The 18858-nt window shown below is 40.7% G+C and carries 12 protein-coding genes and 1 pseudogene; 5 read left to right on the top strand and 8 right to left on the bottom strand.

The window, feature by feature from the left end; all coding sequences use genetic code 11:
- Positions 1–548: 548 nt before the first annotated feature.
- Positions 549–2000, bottom strand: a complete 1452-nt coding sequence (locus RM541_RS13585; protein WP_311500680.1) for a hypothetical protein — start codon at positions 1998–2000, stop codon at positions 549–551.
- A 202-nt stretch (positions 2001–2202) separates the two neighbouring features.
- Between RM541_RS13585 and RM541_RS13580 the strand changes: the two are divergent.
- A pseudogene (locus RM541_RS13580) lies at positions 2203–2286 on the top strand (transposase); the annotation flags it as partial.
- Positions 2287–2561: 275 nt separating this feature from the next.
- Here the strand turns inward: RM541_RS13580 and RM541_RS13575 are convergent.
- Both RM541_RS13575 and RM541_RS13570 read right to left on the bottom strand, forming a co-directional pair.
- Positions 2562–3599, bottom strand: a complete 1038-nt coding sequence (locus tag RM541_RS13575; RefSeq protein ID WP_311500679.1) for a DUF1593 domain-containing protein — start codon at positions 3597–3599, stop codon at positions 2562–2564.
- A gap of 44 nt (positions 3600–3643) precedes the next feature.
- Positions 3644–5947 carry a DUF1593 domain-containing protein gene (locus RM541_RS13570; protein WP_311500678.1) on the bottom strand — a complete coding sequence of 768 codons (2304 nt, stop codon included), beginning with the start codon at positions 5945–5947 and terminating at the stop codon, positions 3644–3646.
- Positions 5948–6135: 188 nt separating this feature from the next.
- Between RM541_RS13570 and RM541_RS13565 the strand changes: the two genes are divergently transcribed.
- Positions 6136–6885 (top strand): helix-turn-helix domain-containing protein, encoded by a 750-nt coding sequence (locus tag RM541_RS13565; protein WP_311500677.1) that lies wholly within the window; start codon positions 6136–6138, stop codon positions 6883–6885.
- A 1212-nt stretch (positions 6886–8097) separates the two neighbouring features.
- Here RM541_RS13565 and RM541_RS13560 read toward each other — a convergent pair.
- The 5 genes from RM541_RS13560 to RM541_RS13540 form a co-directional block, all read right to left on the bottom strand.
- The gene (locus RM541_RS13560) at positions 8098–9426 is read right to left on the bottom strand and encodes an APC family permease (protein WP_311500676.1); all 1329 of its coding nucleotides are present in this window, start codon (positions 9424–9426) and stop codon (positions 8098–8100) included.
- A gap of 120 nt (positions 9427–9546) precedes the next feature.
- Positions 9547–9771, bottom strand: coding sequence for a GDCCVxC domain-containing (seleno)protein (locus tag RM541_RS13555; RefSeq protein ID WP_139067566.1), 225 nt, complete (start codon positions 9769–9771; stop codon positions 9547–9549).
- Positions 9772–9792: 21 nt separating this feature from the next.
- Positions 9793–11139 (bottom strand): dihydrolipoyl dehydrogenase family protein, encoded by a 1347-nt coding sequence (locus RM541_RS13550; RefSeq protein WP_311500675.1) that lies wholly within the window; start codon positions 11137–11139, stop codon positions 9793–9795.
- 15 nt (positions 11140–11154) lie between these two features.
- Positions 11155–11763: a mercuric transport protein MerTP gene (merTP, locus tag RM541_RS13545; RefSeq protein ID WP_311500674.1), complete on the bottom strand. Its 609-nt coding sequence runs from the start codon at positions 11761–11763 to the stop codon at positions 11155–11157.
- Between the two features lies 1 nt (position 11764).
- The gene (locus RM541_RS13540) at positions 11765–12136 is read right to left on the bottom strand and encodes an ArsR/SmtB family transcription factor (protein WP_311500673.1); all 372 of its coding nucleotides are present in this window, start codon (positions 12134–12136) and stop codon (positions 11765–11767) included.
- A 400-nt stretch (positions 12137–12536) separates the two neighbouring features.
- On the opposite strand from RM541_RS13540, the gene RM541_RS13535 reads away from it, so the two are divergent.
- The 3 genes from RM541_RS13535 to RM541_RS13525 all read left to right on the top strand — a co-directional run bounded on the left by RM541_RS13535 (position 12537) and on the right by RM541_RS13525 (position 18771).
- Positions 12537–12929 (top strand): hypothetical protein, encoded by a 393-nt coding sequence (locus RM541_RS13535; protein WP_311500672.1) that lies wholly within the window; start codon positions 12537–12539, stop codon positions 12927–12929.
- Positions 12930–13023: 94 nt separating this feature from the next.
- Positions 13024–17499 (top strand): CusA/CzcA family heavy metal efflux RND transporter, encoded by a 4476-nt coding sequence (locus RM541_RS13530; protein WP_311500671.1) that lies wholly within the window; start codon positions 13024–13026, stop codon positions 17497–17499.
- Positions 17500–17529: 30 nt separating this feature from the next.
- The gene (locus tag RM541_RS13525) at positions 17530–18771 is read left to right on the top strand and encodes an efflux RND transporter periplasmic adaptor subunit (RefSeq protein WP_168025988.1); all 1242 of its coding nucleotides are present in this window, start codon (positions 17530–17532) and stop codon (positions 18769–18771) included.
- The last annotated feature ends 87 nt before the right edge of the window (positions 18772–18858 follow it).

Below are 18858 nucleotides of genomic sequence, written 5' to 3'. Positions count from 1 at the left end.
AAGTTAGAGTGCGAATTTTAAAGTGTTCAAATTAATGAATTAAAAAAGAGCTTTTTTTAAATTTGTTTACCTGTTGGTAGTCATGTTTTATTTTTTGCATTAGCTAAAATCCAAGCAACTATTAAATCCATCTTACCAGATAAACAAGAAAAGGCTAGCCGATCTTCGACTAACCTTTTATCTAATTGTTTTTAAGTAATTTAACTAGTTAAAGTTGTAGCCAGATTTTTTGGGCTATCCAAAAAAACTCTGGATAATAAATTGTCACTTGAACCGGAATCACTGGCACCAATCGAACCGAATTAGCCACTACAGAACTTCGCCGGAAAATTAACTTTCTTTGTACGCCTAAATATGGCTCTTGGCTAAGCATGATTAAAAGAGCCACCTCTCAAGCTATGAAATTGTGCCAATATTAGGGAACTCAATATTCGATAAAACACCTTTAAATGAGATCTTAACCGAATATTAAACAATTCAAAATGACAAAGAACAACCGGACTATTTAGCATTTAAAAATTAATGCATCAGTACTCATATCTTTTTATCTATTTATTGTCGACCTTGGGTTCTATGATTCCGATAAAGGCATCTCCATTACCGTAACCATCTTCAGGACCTCCAATACCGCTACCCGGGGACATGACTAGAACCCTGTCAGGCCCTACCCATGGTACCTCAGTCCAGTCTAACGTGATAGTCTCTTCTTTTGCCCATTCACCACTGGTTAGATTTAGCCATTTAATGGTTACCTCCTCCATATAGACCCACGGGTCTAACGCAACTGTAGATCTTCCATCGGGAAAGTACACGGCATATGCGTTACCAACATTTGCCAGACAATAATCAGCCCTTATAGAATTACCAATCGTCTCGCAGCCTTCATAGGGTTTTGCGTTGAAAAGATCGAATTCTTCTAAAAACATCGAAGCTGCCTTTATGGTACGTTGTGCTTTTTCAGTGAGACCCAGTCCCCACCTTTCATCTGCCGGCCTATGAAATCTTGCAGAAGCCGAACCAGCAAATATATTTCTCCAAAACCGTTCTATCGCCTCCTGTTCTGTACCGCTTGCAGTGTTAGCACCTACACCCACTCCATATACTTTTACATTATTCATCGGCATAGGCCCTTCTTGCTGAGCGTTGATCATATTCCTCCAATGCAGCAGGTTTTCATAATGTTTGTAACCAACGGATCCGGCGGCATTCTGATTATTTTGAGAGACTTCAACAAAGGAATACAGATCCCTGTTCGTCATCACATGGCGGACCGAATTGCCCGGAAGTAACTGCATGCTGGTAACGTGAAGGTTTCTGGCCTGTGAGTTGGCAGCATCATTCAGGTATTTCGCCCAATATGTTTCCCATTCAGCCCCGATGGTGCTCTCGTTGTTGATGTTATAGAGGATGTGATCGTAGTTCAGGGTTATCGACAGTAGCTTATCAATATACCGGTGCTGATACTCCAGCACTGCTTTTTTGTTCTCATAGATGGAGCCACCATAAAAATCCTCTTTGTCTTCAATAGTGCCTACTGTCCAGTTGACGTTGTTCTTAGGATTATACGGGTGATCTGCAGAAAAATCAAACCAATCCCACAGCGTTAACTGCACGATTATATCTCTCTCCTCTGTTTCGTTAAGGAAAAATTCAAGCCTGCTCCAATATTCTTCATTCCACTGGTTCAGGTCATATAACCCATCTTCAATCTCTTTGGGAGCATAAATATTGCCTTCATCTCTGTCAGACATTGTATTCCTGAGATAATTACCACCTACTGATTTTAACAAATCGAGATGATCGGTCAGTTGTTCACCAGTCCACTGCCAGATGTTATCTTCGTCACTCCCCCCAATTAACATTATTGGCGCTCCTTTATACTGCCAATACCAGGGGTTTTCGTGATAGGGTTGGATTCCCTGATTATTTGACATGGTTTGCCCTAATAAAATATTTGAGGGCATTAAATAAAGGATCAATAAAAAAATTTTAGAATTCATATTTTTCTTTTTTTAATGTTTAATAAATTAATAGTATTAGTTCCTGTAACTGGAGCAATATTTCTTATATAGATTTTGCCGCTTTATTCCATATGCACGATATGTGTGCTTTTCGCAGAGCAAGGACTACGATGGATTATACTGAGATTGCAATAATTACAACATCGATTTTACTTTTTGGTCCAATAACCATGAAGTATCAGCTCTAGAAATAGCCAAACTTTACTGTAACAGATGGCAAATAGAGACTTTCTTCAAATGGATAAAACAGAACTTGACCATAAAAATTCATTGGGTTAGTCCAAAAACGCAGTCAACATTCGGATTTGTCTTTCATTATGTAACTAGCTTATTATGGAACGTGTAAAATATAAAAAGCAACCTCATAATTTATTAAATCGTACGATTACTGGAGATCTATTCGATAAAACTCTTTTTGAATGAAATCTTAATCGATTAACAAACAAATCAAAATGACAAAGAACAACTGGATTTAGTTAATTATTAAAATTAACGCGTCAGTATTATTTGAAAATTTGAAAACACTTGTCCTAAGCCAATTTATTCGATACACCAGTCTGCCCGTTCCTTGAATTCGGCCTGATAGTCATTTTTCCATTTTGAAATAGCAGACGCACCAGGTCCATCCACCCAGTGGTTCGTACCTTCTTTGCGAACATATTCTCCGCCCCAACTGGGTTGACTTGGGTCTTCAGGATCATTAATACCCCGATTGGCACTGATCAGATGCAAAAAAGTGGGCGTGTCTCCCTCGATAACTCCGGGGCCCGCCATGGCTTCCGGCGGGTAGATGGCACAAAGCGGCCCATGATTGTTGATAATGTTCTCCTGGGCCCATTCTTTACTGTCACTGTGAAACATACCATGGTATGTTTTCCTGGATTCGATTATGAACAGGTCCGGGAATTCGTTCATGAGCCATTCATGCGAAGCATCTTGACATGCGATCAAGTAGACTCTTAGCTTGCTGATAAAAGTTTTCAGTTCCTCTTCGCTTCGCGTATTGCTGACATCCCAGATGGCCTGGGCAATTTCTCTGGGGCCACCCCATACACCGATCCATATTGGCCGTGGGTCGGGCTTGTCGGCAGCGGCGATGATGGCATTTGAAGCTTCACTACTTTTACCCTCTCCAATTATATCTTCAACGGGTTGTTTGTCACATCCCCATTTTATTTTAATACCGTTGTTATTGCCCTTGCCCTCATAGGTAATGGCCCGAAGGGCATCGGCCGTAGGATATTTGGCATCGTGCTTTCGTAAATTTTCGTCAACCTTATCGTATTCATCAAGAGCGGCCAAGATATTTTCTTTTTCCGCAACCATATCAAATGTACCGGCGGATGCAATTAACCCCTCCACATCTAATTCATTGGAGTAAAGCAAGAAACGAACGATCGACTGCACGTCATCAGGATCACTATTGGTCACCGGAAATGGTGGAAAGTCAGATGTAATGATAACGCGATAACGCTCATTGGAGGTAGTTTCAGAGGAAGTCGGTTCCTGGGTAGCTAAGGGTTTGCATGCCACAACGGCAACCAGCGCAAGAAGTATAGTTTTCACATAGATTTGCATTTCGATATATTTTAAGTTAATATTATTTAATGTAAGTTATGTTTTTATTGCTTCGTTATGGGATTGAACGGATTCTCCAGACCTGCTTCTATAAAATCGGATACTTCTTGATGCGGGCCTTTCTCATAAAAACCGAATACGCAAATGGCATCGGTTCCGGAATATGCACGTTTATCTTCGTCCCTGCCAAAGCTGAAAATCACCATATTTTCTCCTTGTCTCCAACCTTCGTCACCTGCGGTTTCGGGTCCAACATTTTTTACGCCCACATAGAAAATTTGACGGTCTTTTGGATCGCTATCTTCCAGATAAAAGAACGGGGAAGGAAATTTGTTCCCGAATTCAGGTTCTAAATATCCCAGACCACCTTCTTTTACCTCTCTGTGAATACCATCCTTTAAGACATAGTAATCTTTTTCTATTGAAGCTTCCTGTTCACCACCAATCGGGCCCTCATAAAGAAATGCATACTTGTCTTCAGCCTTTATTATTTTAATGGCGGCATGGGTAGGAAAGAAATGGTACTCCAGTTCATAAGAGGGATTGGAGGTTCTCATAATTAAATGGTCTCCTTTCAATTTCTCATTGAAAGCTATCTTATTGCCTTTTTTATCGACCCACCAGGATTTTGAATTACTGTTTCTTTGGGGATGGTTGAAATTACCTTCACCAAAATTCGGCCAACCGCGATACTCATGCTTACCTCCTTTATTGGAAGATTTATTATAGCCCCTATCGGCATCATTGCCGATCCAGTCGTTTCCGGCCTGGTCGAAAGCGCTGCTAAATCCTGTTTGACCATCAGTTTCCCCATTTTCAAAATACCATGTCCCTCCAGCGGCTGCAATTTTCCAACACATGTTATCAAAATGGTTGACCCTGGTCACCACCACATCGGTCGGAAAAGGTGTGTACGGGGCTCCCGCAGTTGGCTCTACCATACCACCCACTGCGTTTGTTTTTGAAGATCCAACATTAATGATCATTCGGCGATAAGCGTACAAATTAGGGGAACCGTTATCATAAACTTTGAGAATTATATGTATATTTTTGCCCCCAGAATTTTCCGGAATTTCGATCGTAGCCTTGGCAGATGTACTGTTCTCAATGGGAACCGAACCATCAAACGAACTGGGTTCATCATAAAAAGACCATTTATAGGAAAGCGAATCGCCATCGGGATCAGAAGAGCCCCCGGCATTTAATTCAACTTTGTCACCAACGGATGCGGACATTTGCAAAACACTTCTGGTTTTATCCCCATTGAGCACCGCAACGGGGTGGTGGTTGGCATCATTGTAGTTACTCGTGATACTCCAGTCCATACGTGCTGCAAAGTCGTTGTTGTAGCCCTCATTCCAACGCTTTATCGCATCTGCACCTTCTTCAGTATTCCCATACATATAATACGGGTCATATTTAGTTTCTCCATCCTTTTCGATTTTTGCCACTTCGGACATGCTGCGGATACCTGCTTTTTTGGTAAAACTGAATCTACCGCCCCAGCTGCCTTGGTCAATTTGTTCGGGATCATTAAGCCCGTTCGGATATATGTGCATGAACGCTGGCGTATCTCCTTCAGTAGCCCATTTCGTATCTGGATAAATAGCGCCAAGCGGACCATGGCTTTGAATGTCATTACGTTGATAATCACCATTTTTTGGTGGTTGCCAACCGTACACCCCCGTAGCGCGTATATAAAAAGCATCCGGAAAGTTCTTGGCTATCCAGGCTCCTGCATCATCTTGCCCCAAAATATCTATCAACCTCAATTTACTAATGAATTTTTTTAACTCAGCAGGAGATCGGGTTTCGCGTACTTTCCAAATCGCCTGCGCGATGGTGTTCATGCCTCCCCAGCCCATAACCCACAGTGGTCTTGGATCGTCTTTATCTGCCGAGGCAATAATTAAATCGGAACCGGGACTGTCTTTTCCAGTACCTACATCACTCATACCGTATCCTTTTTGCCCCATTACAGAAATTGATTTAAGGTATTCCGGGGTGGGATATCCCTCGGCATGGACTTTTAAATTGGGGTATACCGCTTCGTAAGCATTCACAAGCGTGTCCAACATTTCAGTATTGCTTTGTGTTTTTCTCCAACACCCGGTGGCGACTACCAACCCTTCCATATCAAACTCGTTAGCACTTACGAACTGGCGTACCATTGATTGTTTGTCATCAGGGTCAGCACCCAGATCTGTAGTGTTTATAATTCTGGGCTTAATATAACTTACCTCTGAGGCTGAGTTTTGCTCCTTTTCTTCTACAATGGACTTACAAGAAACTGTAATAGAAAAGACAATCAAAATAATCAATAAATATTTAATTTTTATTCTTATCATGGTTTAAAATTTTTCGCCTAATGGCTATGGGATTTTCAAAAAAGGTAAATTTAGCATCGATATATTTACAATACTAATCTGATATTCATTCAAACATGTCGAATCCCGATAAATTAAATACATTTAACGAAGAACGAAAAGAATTTAACCCATATGGTTTAACATGTGAGCAATGGACGCCCAACTTGATGAAAAAACCAGATAGACACAATGAAATTGAAATAAATTATTTAATAAGGGGAAACATAACCTATCTTTTTCAAAAATCTAAGGTCATCATTCCTGAAAACAGCTTTTCTCTGTTCTGGGGTCTTATACCACACCAAATTGTGAATTTTACAAAATCTGCCCAGTATTTTGTATGCACTATTCCATTGACACAGTTTTTAGAATGGAAACTACCTTCTTTTTTCGTTGATAGAATACTTAAAGGTCAGGTTGTCATAGAAGATTCAGGAGAGCATTCGACGTATGATAAATTTCTTTTTGAAAATTGGGTAAAAGATCTTGCTGAAGATTACACACCGGAAGCTACTTTATACGAAATGCGAGCGAGATTACTACGATTGACCTCTAGGCTTTACCCACTAAAAAATGATGAGCGCTTACAGATTAAAATAGATGAAATAAGCAAGGTTGAACAAATCGCATTATATATCGCTCAAAATTTTATGAAACCCATTAAAATCACTGATATTGGAAGAGAAATAGGGCTACACCCTGATTATGCTAATGTGATTTTTAAAAAAGCTTTTCATACAACAATTTATGATTATATAATTCAGGAAAGAATAATGCACTCTCAACGGAAATTAATTACCACAAATAATAAAATTACCGATATAGCTTTTGATTGTGGATTCAATTCGATTAATCGTTTTAATACAGCTTTTCAAAAATTGAATAATTGCACTCCCAGGGAGTACAGAAAAAAGTAATTCTGAAAAAGAAGAAACAGGTTTATTGCAAAATAGGTCTGGAGGTTGCTTTAAGATATAGCTTAATGCCTGTTTTAAACCAGGATGCTTCCATTTTATATTTTTGGAGAGAAACATGATATTTGGTTTTATGTTCCCTCATTTTCAGTACCAATAGAAATCTAAAAGGAACTATTATACTTCAATATTGTTTTTTGAATAACCATTGCTTATCATAGTTCTAAGCTCCTATAAAGGTTTTATCGCAAGGTGTTTTTTAAAAATCATTCTCCACTTTAAGCTCGCGAATTACTTTAAGAAGCTGGTCTTTCTTTTCCTCTTTCTCTTATTCTTGTGATTTTTAGGCCTTTGAAAAATCCATATCGGCCTCCTTTAGTAAATCTCGCTTCCATGTATTGATCTGCTGAGGGGGCCTTACCATTTACTCCCTGGACTAGATTATCTGTTGTGAGGATTTTCATCTATGTTGTGAGCAATTCCGGAGCGGAGGGCAGGGTAGTCGCTAAATTCCGGTTTTTTTGCTAATATTATTTTCGAGGGAAGAAAAAAAGCTGCCGGTCAGCATCCTTACTTAGCCGTAAGTGGAGATTTTTTGGTTAATTTGGAAGTTCCGGTTTGTGAATAAGCGGATTTTTAGCCGTTGGCGATAAATTAAGTAAGGTTGATAATTGCCATTTTGGAGGCACCTTTGCAACAAAAAAATAACAATAACTGGATTGATCCGAACTCACGATGAACTCACATTAATTTTAACATCGTTTGTTGAAATTTGAACCAAAAAAAAAGGGTAACTACATGTAAACCATATAATTACCCTTAAAATGTTTTAAAATACAACTTATTAAAGTCGGGGTGGCAGAACTAATCTATCAACCTACAATATTTTGATTATCAAACAATTAACTTACTTCTATAAAACGAGGTAACCGAAAAGGTAACCTTCGCTTCAATTCTTTTCCGTAAACCAAAGATAACCGAAATTTTCGATATAAATTATAACAAATGACCTCAGATTAAATAAAATATGCAGGAATAATTTTTACAGCAGATAAAAAGTCCCAAGACGACAACAAGCTTGAATTAGGTTTTATTTCTCCATCAAAATTATTTAATAGTAAGGTTGTCATTTGTGCTTTATGATATACTATTTTACTAAGTCAGATTACTTTACCTGAGGTTCAGTTTCCTATAAATATTTCCTTTATGACTAAATTAATCCTCGTGATGATGTTTCTCTTTCCCTTTTCCTTTTTTATTACCTAAGCCAAGAAAAATCTTTTCCCCGAAAAAGGTAAATACTATAAGGGCTCCGGAAACAATAATAACCGTCAAGTTTGTTTGTGCCCTCACCCAAATAAATCCTAATAACACAACGACGTCCAGCACAATAGCCGTAATTACAATCACCGGGTTTGCCTTTACTTTTTCTTTCATATGTCGTAGCACTCCCACGTGGATGATAATATCCATGATAAGATAGAAAATAGCTCCCATAGCAGCAATTCCCGAAAGATCAAAAAGAATGGTAAGGGTGATGGAAAGCACTGTAATATATACCAGCATGTGTTGCTGAATGTTTCCTGGCATTCCAAAATGTGAGTGCGGGATCAATTTCATGTTCGTAAGCATTGCAGTCATTCGGGAGACAGCAAAAATACTGAAAATAACTCCTGTAATTGTTGCGATTATGGCGATCCCCACCGTAAAATAAAGTCCATAGTTCCCGAATAGTGGACGAGCAGCTTCTGCCAGAGAATAATCTTTTGCTTGTATAATCTGCTCAATGCTGAGGTTCGCGCCCACTGCCAGGGCCGTGAGAAAATATATGGTTGCGCAAATGAGCAGGGAAAGTATAATTGCACGGCCTATGTTTTTATGAGGGTTCTTTACTTCACCCCCACTATTGGTTATCGTGGTAAAGCCTTTATAAGCTAAAATGGAAAGAGCAAGTGAGGCAATGTATTCGCTTATCTTATTCTGCGGACCTTGCGAAGGTAAGGCGGAACCGATATTAAAATCGGCTGCCCACAGCGCCCCTACAGCAAAAACAAGAATTCCTCCAATCTTTAGGGCTGCGGTAGTCATCGCTGTCTTTCCTATTATCTCGTTCCCCAGAATGTTTATAATAAACGCAGCTACCAAAAGTCCCACTCCCAGCGCCGGAACCAGAAAGCTGTCCTGGCTCCCATTGAAGAGCTGCATAGTATAAGTTCCAAAGGTGCGGGCTACGAGGCTTTCGTTCAGCACCATGGAAAAAGCCATTAGAAGAGCTGCAAATGCTGTAATTGTGCCTTTCCCGTAGGCCTTTTTCAGGAACATAGCTATCCCCCCTGCGGAAGGATAAGCATCGGCCATTTTAATATATGAATAAGCACTAAATCCTGAAATTACCCCTCCCACTATAAAAGATAGTGCGAAATATTGTCCAGAGAGTTCAGCGATTTGCCCCAGAAGAGCAAAAATACCTGCTCCAATCATTACTCCAGTTCCCATTGCCACTGCATTGGCAAGGGTTAAACTCCCTTTCTTATAATCACTCATAAAACAATTATTAAATAGAAAACATCACTTCTATAAATCTTTTGATTTTGACCTACAGGTATTTTTAAGCACTTTTACCTATTCTTATATCCATGAACCATCTTTTTTATTGTCAATTTATTAGCAATAATTAGACGACCCGCAAGTATTATTTTGTTGGATAGGAGGACAGGGTACGCTGCCATAAGAACAGAATACACAGCAGTCTCCTGCATTTGGCTTCAGTACTTCTTTGCACTCTTCGCATTCATAAAAAAACTGGCAGGCATCTGTTGGCATTTCTTCTTGTTTAGAGTGGCCGCAATTGGGGCAAGTGATTGTTGATTTGGTGATAAAAAAATTCATTTTTTTATTATTTTTAGTTAATCATACCATATAAACCACATCTGAACTTGATGAAGGATAGGTTAAGATCATGGTTTTTAAATCTTTGGAAGTGAATCCGACTTTTATAGCCAGGGCAAAAAGATTTATTACTTCCTCGGCATGTGGGCCAATGAGATGTGCTCCCAAAATTTTTCCGCTTTCTTTCTCGACGAGTGTCTTATAGGCATAGGTTTTCTCGTTGATCCTTTGGGCGGTAAACCAGTCGGGAACACGGTTCTTGTTCACCTTAAAATTAAGACCTTTTTTAGTGGCTTCTTCTTCAGTAAGTCCTACCGAAGCCATTGTGGGCAGCGTAAAAACCACGGTGGGAATGGCGGTGTAATCTGGTTTTTTAGTGTTGCCTTTTAATATATTGGATGCTACAATATGCCCTTCCATAACGGCAACCGGTGTAAGGGGAATACCATCTGTATCTGCTGCATCCCCGGCAGCATAGACATTTGGATTGGTGGTGCTTTGCAAATATTCATTCACTTCAACTCCTTTTTTACCAAAGGCGATATTTGCTTTCTGCAGGTCCAAATCAAAAATGGCAGGAGGCCTTCCAGCAGAATTAATCACCTGCGCAGCCTCCCATTTCTTTTCCCCACTTTCACCTTTTCCGGTTACGCGAAAAGCCCCATTCGCCTCTTCAATCGCCGTAACGTTGGTGTTCAAAATTAATTGTATGTCTAACTTCCTGGTAGCTTCAGTTAATTGATCTACTATAAAAGGATCAAAATTCTCCAGTGGCCTTTTCCCCCTGTGAATTATGATCACTTTACTGCCAAAACGGGCAGCCATATGTGCAAACTCAAAAGCGATGTACCCACCGCCAATAAACAGCAAAGAGGATGGCAGGGATTTGAAATTGAGAAAATCTGTACTGCTAATAGCATACTCCTCACCCGGAATATCCAGCTTTCTCGGCTTTGCACCCGTAGCTATTAGGATCTTTCCGGCTTCTATAATTTCATTTCCTACCTTCAATTGAGTTTCAGAAATAAATTTTGCTGATTCATGAAAGGTATCAATTTCGTTTTTTTGGTAACCTTTTTCAATTTTAGGTGGCATAGCATCCACAAAATCCTGTTTGAATTTCATTGCTTCTTGCCAGTAAATAGCTGGCACTTCAGAAATTTGCTTCTCGTAAAAATTATCAGCCAAATGTTTTGCTTCAGTAGGGCCGAGCATGATCTTTTTTGGATCACATCCACGAAGGGCACAAGTACCACCATAGGGCAATTCATCTGTTATTCCTACCCTAAGGCCTTTAGAAGCACATTTATTGGCAACATTCATTCCTGCCATTCCTGAACCTATTACAAATACATCATACTTTTTCATCTCACTTTTTTTAGGTTACTTATCTACTACTTTATAACCGGTCCTGCTTATGGCTGTAATAATTGCAGCCTTATCTACTTTTGTTTTGTCATATTCGACTACCGTATTGGCATTTTCATAACTCGCCTTGACTGATAAAATACCCTCTAGTTTATTGACTTCACTTTCCACCGGTGCTTCACATCCTGCGCAGGTCATTCCTTCTACAACAAATACCTCTTTAACAATATTTGATTGTGAGACATAGACCACTTCCTTGTTAGGCTGGCTGTAAAACACCTCGGAGTAAGTTGGAAAAGCCATCATGAGCCCTGCAAATAATGTTACAACCAGTAAAAACTTCTTTGACTGCAAAAAGGATTGTTTTTCATCTTCTGCACATCCGCAATCACTTTCAGCTTCTTTTCTATATCTCAACTTTTGATACCAGGCCAAGCCCAGAACTAACACCGTGAGAGCAATTAAAAACGGCCGGAAAGGTTCCATCCACGAAAAGGTAGTCACCATGCCACTCGTGCCCGCGACTAAAGCAAGAACCGGGGCAATACAACATAAAGAAGCCGCTATAGCTGCTGCTACTCCGCCTAAAGCAGCTCTATTAGATTTATTTTGGGATGTATCCATTTTAAGCGGATTTTTTTAATGATTTAATTGAAGTGAAGATGTTATCCAGAACCTGGATTTCAGATTTTACCAGCGAATAATACAAAGTTTGTCCCTCCCTTCTGGAGGCAATGAAGCCGGCATCTTTCATTTTCCGGAGATGTTGTGAAATCGCCGGCATACTCATTTCTAAAATGTCTGCTATATCACAGGGACATAATTCATTCTCCATATTTAAAAGGAAGAGAATCTTTAAACGCACATCATTACCGGCAATAGATAGGAGTTTTGTTATTTGCTGGAAACCGTGGTCCAAATTTTCAATTGTTGCTTGACAATTTAAAAGCTGTGTATGGTTAGCTTCAGCGCGTGTACAGGTTATTTCAAGTTTCATAAATTATTTTTAATGCTGCTAAGGTATATGTTATTTATTATTTAAGCAACTTATTAAATATAAATGAAAAGATACTGATTTTTTTTCCGGGACAACTGTTGCGAAAAATCTATTCTATAGACAGGTCTCATATCTGACTCCTTCCACTCAAATGGCTGGTAAATATCAGTCTCATTTTTTCTTTTAGTCCCGCTGGATTATATCTAAATTTTATTTCCATGTCCTGTTTCTTAATTCATTATAATTTTTTTAACTTTACCAAAGCCGTAATTGCTCTTCTTTTTATAAGCCCGCCTATATAAGTTTTTATGAATCATCATAAAAAAGTTGCGAAATAGCTTTTTTTCTGGAAGTTCTACTTTTGCACTTCTGTTGTATTTAAATTTTTTATCTTTGCAAGGTGAAAATTCTAACAACCACTTTTTTATCTATCATTTTCTTGTTCCAATCTTCGGGACCAGTGATGGATTGGTGTTGTGAGTTATTGAAAATACCGAATCTTGTTGAACACTATGATGAACAAACAGAAGATAGCGGTATTGGTTTTATTGAATTTCTAGATTACCACTACGGAGATCAGAAAAATTCTGAGAATCATAAGGATGATGAACACCACGGTGAACTTCCGCTACAAGGTCATCACGTGTGTTCTCATGGACTTTCTTTTGTTAATTCCTATACTTTTGAGCTAATTGTTATTGAACCTTTAGAACATCAAAGTACAAGTATATACTACAGGTCCTCCTTCTCTACTGCCAGCTTGGGTAGAATTTTTCAACCACCCCGGGTTTAATTTAACTTTTGTGATAGGATATTTATATCCTAATGTCATTGATCACTTCAATGGCTTACCCTCTTTTTTATAACTGAATTAAACTTTATTTTTAATGATTAATAAAATAATAGCATTTTCTATAAACAATAAGTTTATAGTAGGCCTGCTAACATTGGCACTTATAGGAGCCGGAATCTGGTCTATGATGACCGTAAACCTGGGTTCGGTTCCTGATATTACAAATAACCAGGTACAGGTAATTACCCAATCCCCAAGTTTAGGTACTGAAGATATTGAACAGTTTGTTACTTATCCTGTTGAATTGGCAATGGGTAATCTTCCCGGGGTGACTGAATTACGATCTGTTTCCCGTTTCGGACTTTCGGTTGTAACCATAGTTTTTGAAGATGATATGGGTACCTATTTGCCCAGGCAGCTGGTTCAGGAAAAATTGACAGAGCTGCAGGAAACCATTCCCGAAAACTTTGGTAGCCCAACTATGGGGCCTATTTCCACCGGGCTGGGACAGATTTATGAATATACCATCCAGCCACAACCAGATTATGAAGAGGAGTATACTCCTACGGAGCTCCGAAGTATTCAGGACTGGATTATTAAGAGACAGCTGACACTCCTTGAAGGTGTTGTAGAAGTGAATTCCTTTGGAGGATACATCAAACAGTACGAAGTAGCTATTAGTCCTGAGAAATTAAATGCGCTGGATGTAAGCATCTCCCAGGTTTACGAGGCCCTGGCCCGGAACAATGTAAATACCGGGGGAGCCTACATTGAAAGGAACAGAATGTCCAACTTCATTCGGGGAGAAGGCCTGATCCAGTCTTTAGATGACATCAGGAAAATAGTGGTTACCAATGAAAACGGGATTCCTGTTACAGTTGGAAATATTGCCGAAAAAGTGAGTTTCGGAAGTCAGGTGCGTTATGGTGCTTTTACTCAGGATGGAGAGGAAGCTGTGGGCGGTATTATTATGATGCTGAAGGGCTCAAACCCCAATGCGGTAATACAGAGGGTCCAGGAAAGGATGGCGGAGGTAGAAGAATCCTTGCCGGAAGGACTTGAAATAAGGCCCATCATTGACCAAAGCGCCCTTATTGGAAGAACAACCGATACCGTGACTAAAAACCTGTTGGAAGGTGCTTTAATCGTAATCTTTGCATTGGTATTCCTATTGGGGAGTTTGCGTGGGGGCCTCATTACAGCCACTACCATTCCGCTGTCCTTGCTCTTTGCCTTCATCCTGATGAAGCAGTTTGGGGTTTGGGCAAATTTAATGAGCCTGGGGGCCATTGACTTCGGGATAATTATTGATGGGGCGGTTATTATTATAGAAGGTGCCGTTTATGAAATCCATAAAAGGATCAAAGCCGGAAAAGTCAAATTTAATCAGGCGGTCATGGATGAGGTCGCTTACGATTCCGGAAGCACTATGATGGGGTCGGCATTTTTCGGCCAGGTTATCATCCTTATTGTGTTTACACCCATCTTGTTCCTAACAGGAGTGGAAGGCAAAATGTTCAAGCCAATGGCCTATACTTTTGGTTTTGCAATGATAGGTGCCATTATCTTGTGCCTTACCTACGTTCCTATGATGACGGCATTGTTTATGAAGCCGATTGAAAACAAGAAAAACTGGTATGGCAAGTTAGAACGCTGGCTGGAAAGAGTCAGTGATAAAATCATTGGTGGCATTCACCGTGCTTACCTTCCGCTCTTAAAAGCTTCCCTCCGCCTCAAAGCTGCGGTGATCATAGGATCTATTGTTTTATTGGGGGCTGCAGGCTATGTTTTTTCCGCGATGGGGGGAGAATTTATTCCGCAGCTGGATGAAGGGGACATTGCCATGCAAGCTTTAATCCGTCCAGGTAGTTCATTAAATGAATCTATTGAAGTCTCTAAAAAAATTGAGACCTTACTTTTGGACAACTTCCCGGAAATAGAGACAGCAACAGCCCGAATTGGGGTGGCCGATATTCCTACTGATCCCATGCCGATGGATATAGCAGATATGTACATCATACTCGAAAAAGACAGGGACAAATGGGTTTCTGCTGACACAAAAGAGGAACTCATTGAACAAATCCAGGACCTACTCAATAAAAACCTCACAGGTGTCAACCTTGTTTTTACCCAACCTATAGAGCTAAGGTTTAATGAGCTATTGGAAGGGGTAAGAGAAGATATTGCGGTAAAACTCTATGGCGAGGATTTGGAAGTTCTATCCACTAAGGTTCAGGAAATGGCAGAGATTATTCAAACTGTACCCGGAACAGGAGATGTAAATGCAGAGAGAACTTCTGGTCTCCCACAAATGACGGTACGCTACAATCGTGACAAGTTAGCACAGTACGGGCTGGAAATCGAAAAAATAAATGAATATATAAATACCGCTTTTGCAGGTGGAGTGGCAGGAGTGGTTTTTGAAGGAGAAAGACGTTTCGACCTGGTAGTGCGCTTTGATGAAGAGCACCGACAGAGTATTGAAGATATACGGACTTTATACATTGATCTGCCTAATGGTACCCAAGTCCCGATTAATGAAGTAGCTGATATCAGCTTTGTTCCCGGGCCAATGCAAATTTCCAGAGACGACACCTATCGCAGAACATACGTTGGGGTAAATGTGAGGGGCCGTGACGTAGAGTCGGTTGTGAATGATATTCAGGCAAAACTGGGTGCCGAACTGGATTTACCTCCAGGTTACTACATTTCTTATGGCGGTGAGTTTGAGAACCTTCAAAATGCCAAAGACCGCCTGATTATTGTGGTGCCTATCGCTCTCTTGCTGATATTCGTGCTGCTGTATTTTGCCCTGGGCTCATTCTCGCAGTCTATCATGATTTATATGGCCATTCCATTAGCGGCCATTGGGGGTGTTTTCGCCCTGTGGCTCCGGGACATGCCCTTTAGTATCTCTGCAGGTGTAGGCTTTATCGTGCTCTTTGGAGTGGCAGTACTTAACGGTCTGGTCCTGGTGAATCGCTTTAATTCATTAAAAGAAGAAGGCGTAACCAGTATCAAAGACCGGATTTTTATGGGTACGAAAGAACGAATCAGGCCGATCATGCTTACAGCGGTAACAGATATTTTAGGATTTATGCCAATGGCATTTTCTTCTTCGGCCGGTGCAGAGGTGCAGCGCCCTTTAGCAACCGTGGTTATTGGAGGTATGCTTACAGCTACCCTTCTCACCCTTGTGGTGTTGCCAGTCCTTTATACTTTAATAGAAAATATGAAAAACAGAAGAAATAGTAATAACAATAATGGCTTTGCACCAGCCCCTGCAATAGTGGTGGCATTGCTTTCTGTCGGAAGCCTCTTAGGATTTAGCACCCCTGCAGAGGCACAGGAAAACAGTTCTTCACAGAAAAATTCTCCGGCTCAGGCTGAAATAATTGTCCAACAGGATTCTTTGCCAGTCCTCTCGTTAGAAGAGGCCAAGGAACGGGCAATAGAGGCTTTTCCGAGAATAAGAGCTGCTGCCCTGGAGATAGAAAGTCAGCAGGCTTTAAAGAAAACGGCCTGGGACCTTGGTAATACCCAGATATTCACCGGCGCAGAAGAAATTAGCGGTGGTTCGAGTAATGCTGATCTTGGTGTCTATACACAAATTGGGGTTCAGCAACAGAATATCGACATCTTTGGTATTGCGCCACGCCTGAAGTTGCAGAAGGAAAGGGTGGCCCTGGCAGAAGAAGCCCTTGATCTTTCCATTCTTGAAGTAGAACTGGAGGTAAGTCAGGCCTGGGCGTCGGTATATGCTGCTAAAAATGAGTATGAGACCTTATACAGTCTGGATTCAGCCTTTACCGATATTGAGAGAGCTGCACAGATCAGGTTGGAAACAGAGACAATCTCGAGACTTGAATACCTGGCTACGGTAAACCAGGGCAATGAAGTTGAAATACAAAAAGAGCAGGCCTATAGGGATTATCTTGGAGCCTTGCAGCGATTCAACCTGTGGTTTGCCAGTGACACACTTTACACGGTACCTAATGTTCCTGCCGATCAGTTTGATGAGCCCATTAGCGGATTACTGCAACCCCTTGGGAACCATCCCCTGCTCAATGTGTATGAACAAAGGATAGAGGTGGCTGATGCAACCCTAAGGGAGAGGCGATCGCAGTTTCTTCCGAAATTTCAGGCGCAGTACGGCAGGCAGAAAATTGACGGCCAAACCGGCTTTTATCAATATCAGGTAGGGATCAGCATTCCTTTGTTCTTTGGACCTGAATTGGGCAGAACACAATCAGCAAAAATAAACCGCGAAATAGCTGAAGCTAATTTACAGCAGACGCAGTTTGAGCTAAAGACAGCTTATGCTGAGGCACGCGAAGAATACCTGAAGTGGCTTAATTCCTGGACATACTATCAGGAAGAAGCGCTACCCTTGGCCAGAGAACAGCGGGCAGGGGCCATCATCGCTTATCGGGAAGGAGCAATTGACTATGTGACTTTCCTGCAAAACATACGCGATGCCGTACGCATAGAAGTGAATGCCTGGCAGGCATTGGGCAGCTATCTTGATAGCCGCTCCCAACTCGAATATTATATAAATACTTCAGAATAAGATAATTAATTAATAGACAAAGATATAAAAATGAAAAAGCACATTATAAAACTGTTCACATTGCTCATTACGGTAAGCTTTCTTTCAGCCTGCAATGGCGGAGAAGGCAAAGGTACGGAAGAAGCGTCCCCTGAAGCTCAGGAAGAACATTCTGCAGAAGAAGAAGGAGGTCATGAAGAAGGAGAAGAAGGAGGAGGAATGGGTGAAGTGCATCTTTCCAGTCTCAAGTTCAACAGTTTGGAAATAAAAGTGGACACCCTGCCCACAAGGCCCATTTCCGATATAGTAGAAGCTACCGGACAACTGGAAGTCCCACCACAATATGAAGCTACAGTAACTGCTTTTATAGGAGCCAATATAACTTCTATTGAGGTCATTGAGGGGGATCAAGTAAGCAAAGGTAAGGTACTGGCATATCTATCCCATCCTAACCTCACCAGGTTACAAACCGATTATATGACAGCTTACAGCCGTTTGCAGAACCTGGAGCAAGAATTTAATCGTCAACAAAGGCTTTATGAACAAGAAGTAGGTTCAGGCAAACTTTTTCAACAGGCACAGGCCGATTATCGTGTTGTGCAGGCAGAGGTTCAAGGGTTTGAATCACAGCTCAGGCAGTTAAACCTTAATGTTGCTGGCATACGAGAAGGAAATATTGTCGAGAATGTTCCTGTAGTCAGTCCAATAAAAGGGAGCATTGAAGATGTAAGTGTGCAGGTAGGACAATATGTTGATCCCCAAACCGAGCTATTCGAAGTGATCAACGCCGAACATGTGCATGCAGATTTAATGGTCTTTGCCAAAGATGTATATAAAGTCAAGGAGGGACAAAAGGTCCTGTTACAAATGGAATCAGTGCCCGGCCAGACTTATACTGCTGAAATTTATTCTATCGGCAAGAAATTTGAACAGAATCCCAGGGCTGTCCACGTGCATGCAGAGATACAGGAAGATTCAGAAAACCTGGTACCGGGCATGTACATCAACGGCAGGATCGTTACGGGCACAGGAACAGAAGTAACAGCCTTACCGAAAGAAGCAATTATTGAGGAAGAAGACAAATCCTACATCTTTATTGCTGAAGAGCACGAGGAGGACGGGGAAACCGAGTGGTCTTTTAAGCCGGTGGAAGTGGTGACAGGAGAAGAAAATGAAGGATGGGTGGAAATTAAATTATTGCAACCTTTACCTGAAGGTGCAAAGGTGGCGTGGAACAATGCTTATTATTTGATAGCAGAAATGAAGAAGAGCCAGACTTCTCACGGTCATTAAATTAAAAACTTAAATGGATGGGCTCTCTGTATAATGTTTGTCTTAATTAGTTAACCCAGAGGGTTCATCCTTAATACAAACTATAGC

This window comes from Autumnicola psychrophila, from assembly GCF_031846645.1.
Classification (GTDB): domain Bacteria; phylum Bacteroidota; class Bacteroidia; order Flavobacteriales; family Flavobacteriaceae; genus Autumnicola; species Autumnicola psychrophila.
Note: the sequence above shows the minus strand (reverse complement) of the source record. Positions and strands in the feature narration are given on the sequence as shown.

Coding starts and splice junctions, on each gene's coding strand:
- RM541_RS13555 (WP_139067566.1), bottom strand. CDS start 9,771: ATGAATTTTTTTATCACCAAATCAACAATCACTTGCCCCAATTGCGGC.
- RM541_RS13550 (WP_311500675.1), bottom strand. CDS start 11,139: ATGAAAAAGTATGATGTATTTGTAATAGGTTCAGGAATGGCAGGAATG.
- RM541_RS13585 (WP_311500680.1), bottom strand. CDS start 2,000: ATGAATTCTAAAATTTTTTTATTGATCCTTTATTTAATGCCCTCAAAT.
- RM541_RS13540 (WP_311500673.1), bottom strand. CDS start 12,136: ATGAAACTTGAAATAACCTGTACACGCGCTGAAGCTAACCATACACAG.
- RM541_RS13570 (WP_311500678.1), bottom strand. CDS start 5,947: ATGATAAGAATAAAAATTAAATATTTATTGATTATTTTGATTGTCTTT.
- merTP (WP_311500674.1), bottom strand. CDS start 11,763: ATGGATACATCCCAAAATAAATCTAATAGAGCTGCTTTAGGCGGAGTA.
- RM541_RS13560 (WP_311500676.1), bottom strand. CDS start 9,426: ATGAGTGATTATAAGAAAGGGAGTTTAACCCTTGCCAATGCAGTGGCA.
- RM541_RS13530 (WP_311500671.1), top strand. CDS start 13,024: ATGATTAATAAAATAATAGCATTTTCTATAAACAATAAGTTTATAGTA.
- RM541_RS13575 (WP_311500679.1), bottom strand. CDS start 3,599: ATGCAAATCTATGTGAAAACTATACTTCTTGCGCTGGTTGCCGTTGTG.
- RM541_RS13565 (WP_311500677.1), top strand. CDS start 6,136: ATGAAAAAACCAGATAGACACAATGAAATTGAAATAAATTATTTAATA.
- RM541_RS13525 (WP_168025988.1), top strand. CDS start 17,530: ATGAAAAAGCACATTATAAAACTGTTCACATTGCTCATTACGGTAAGC.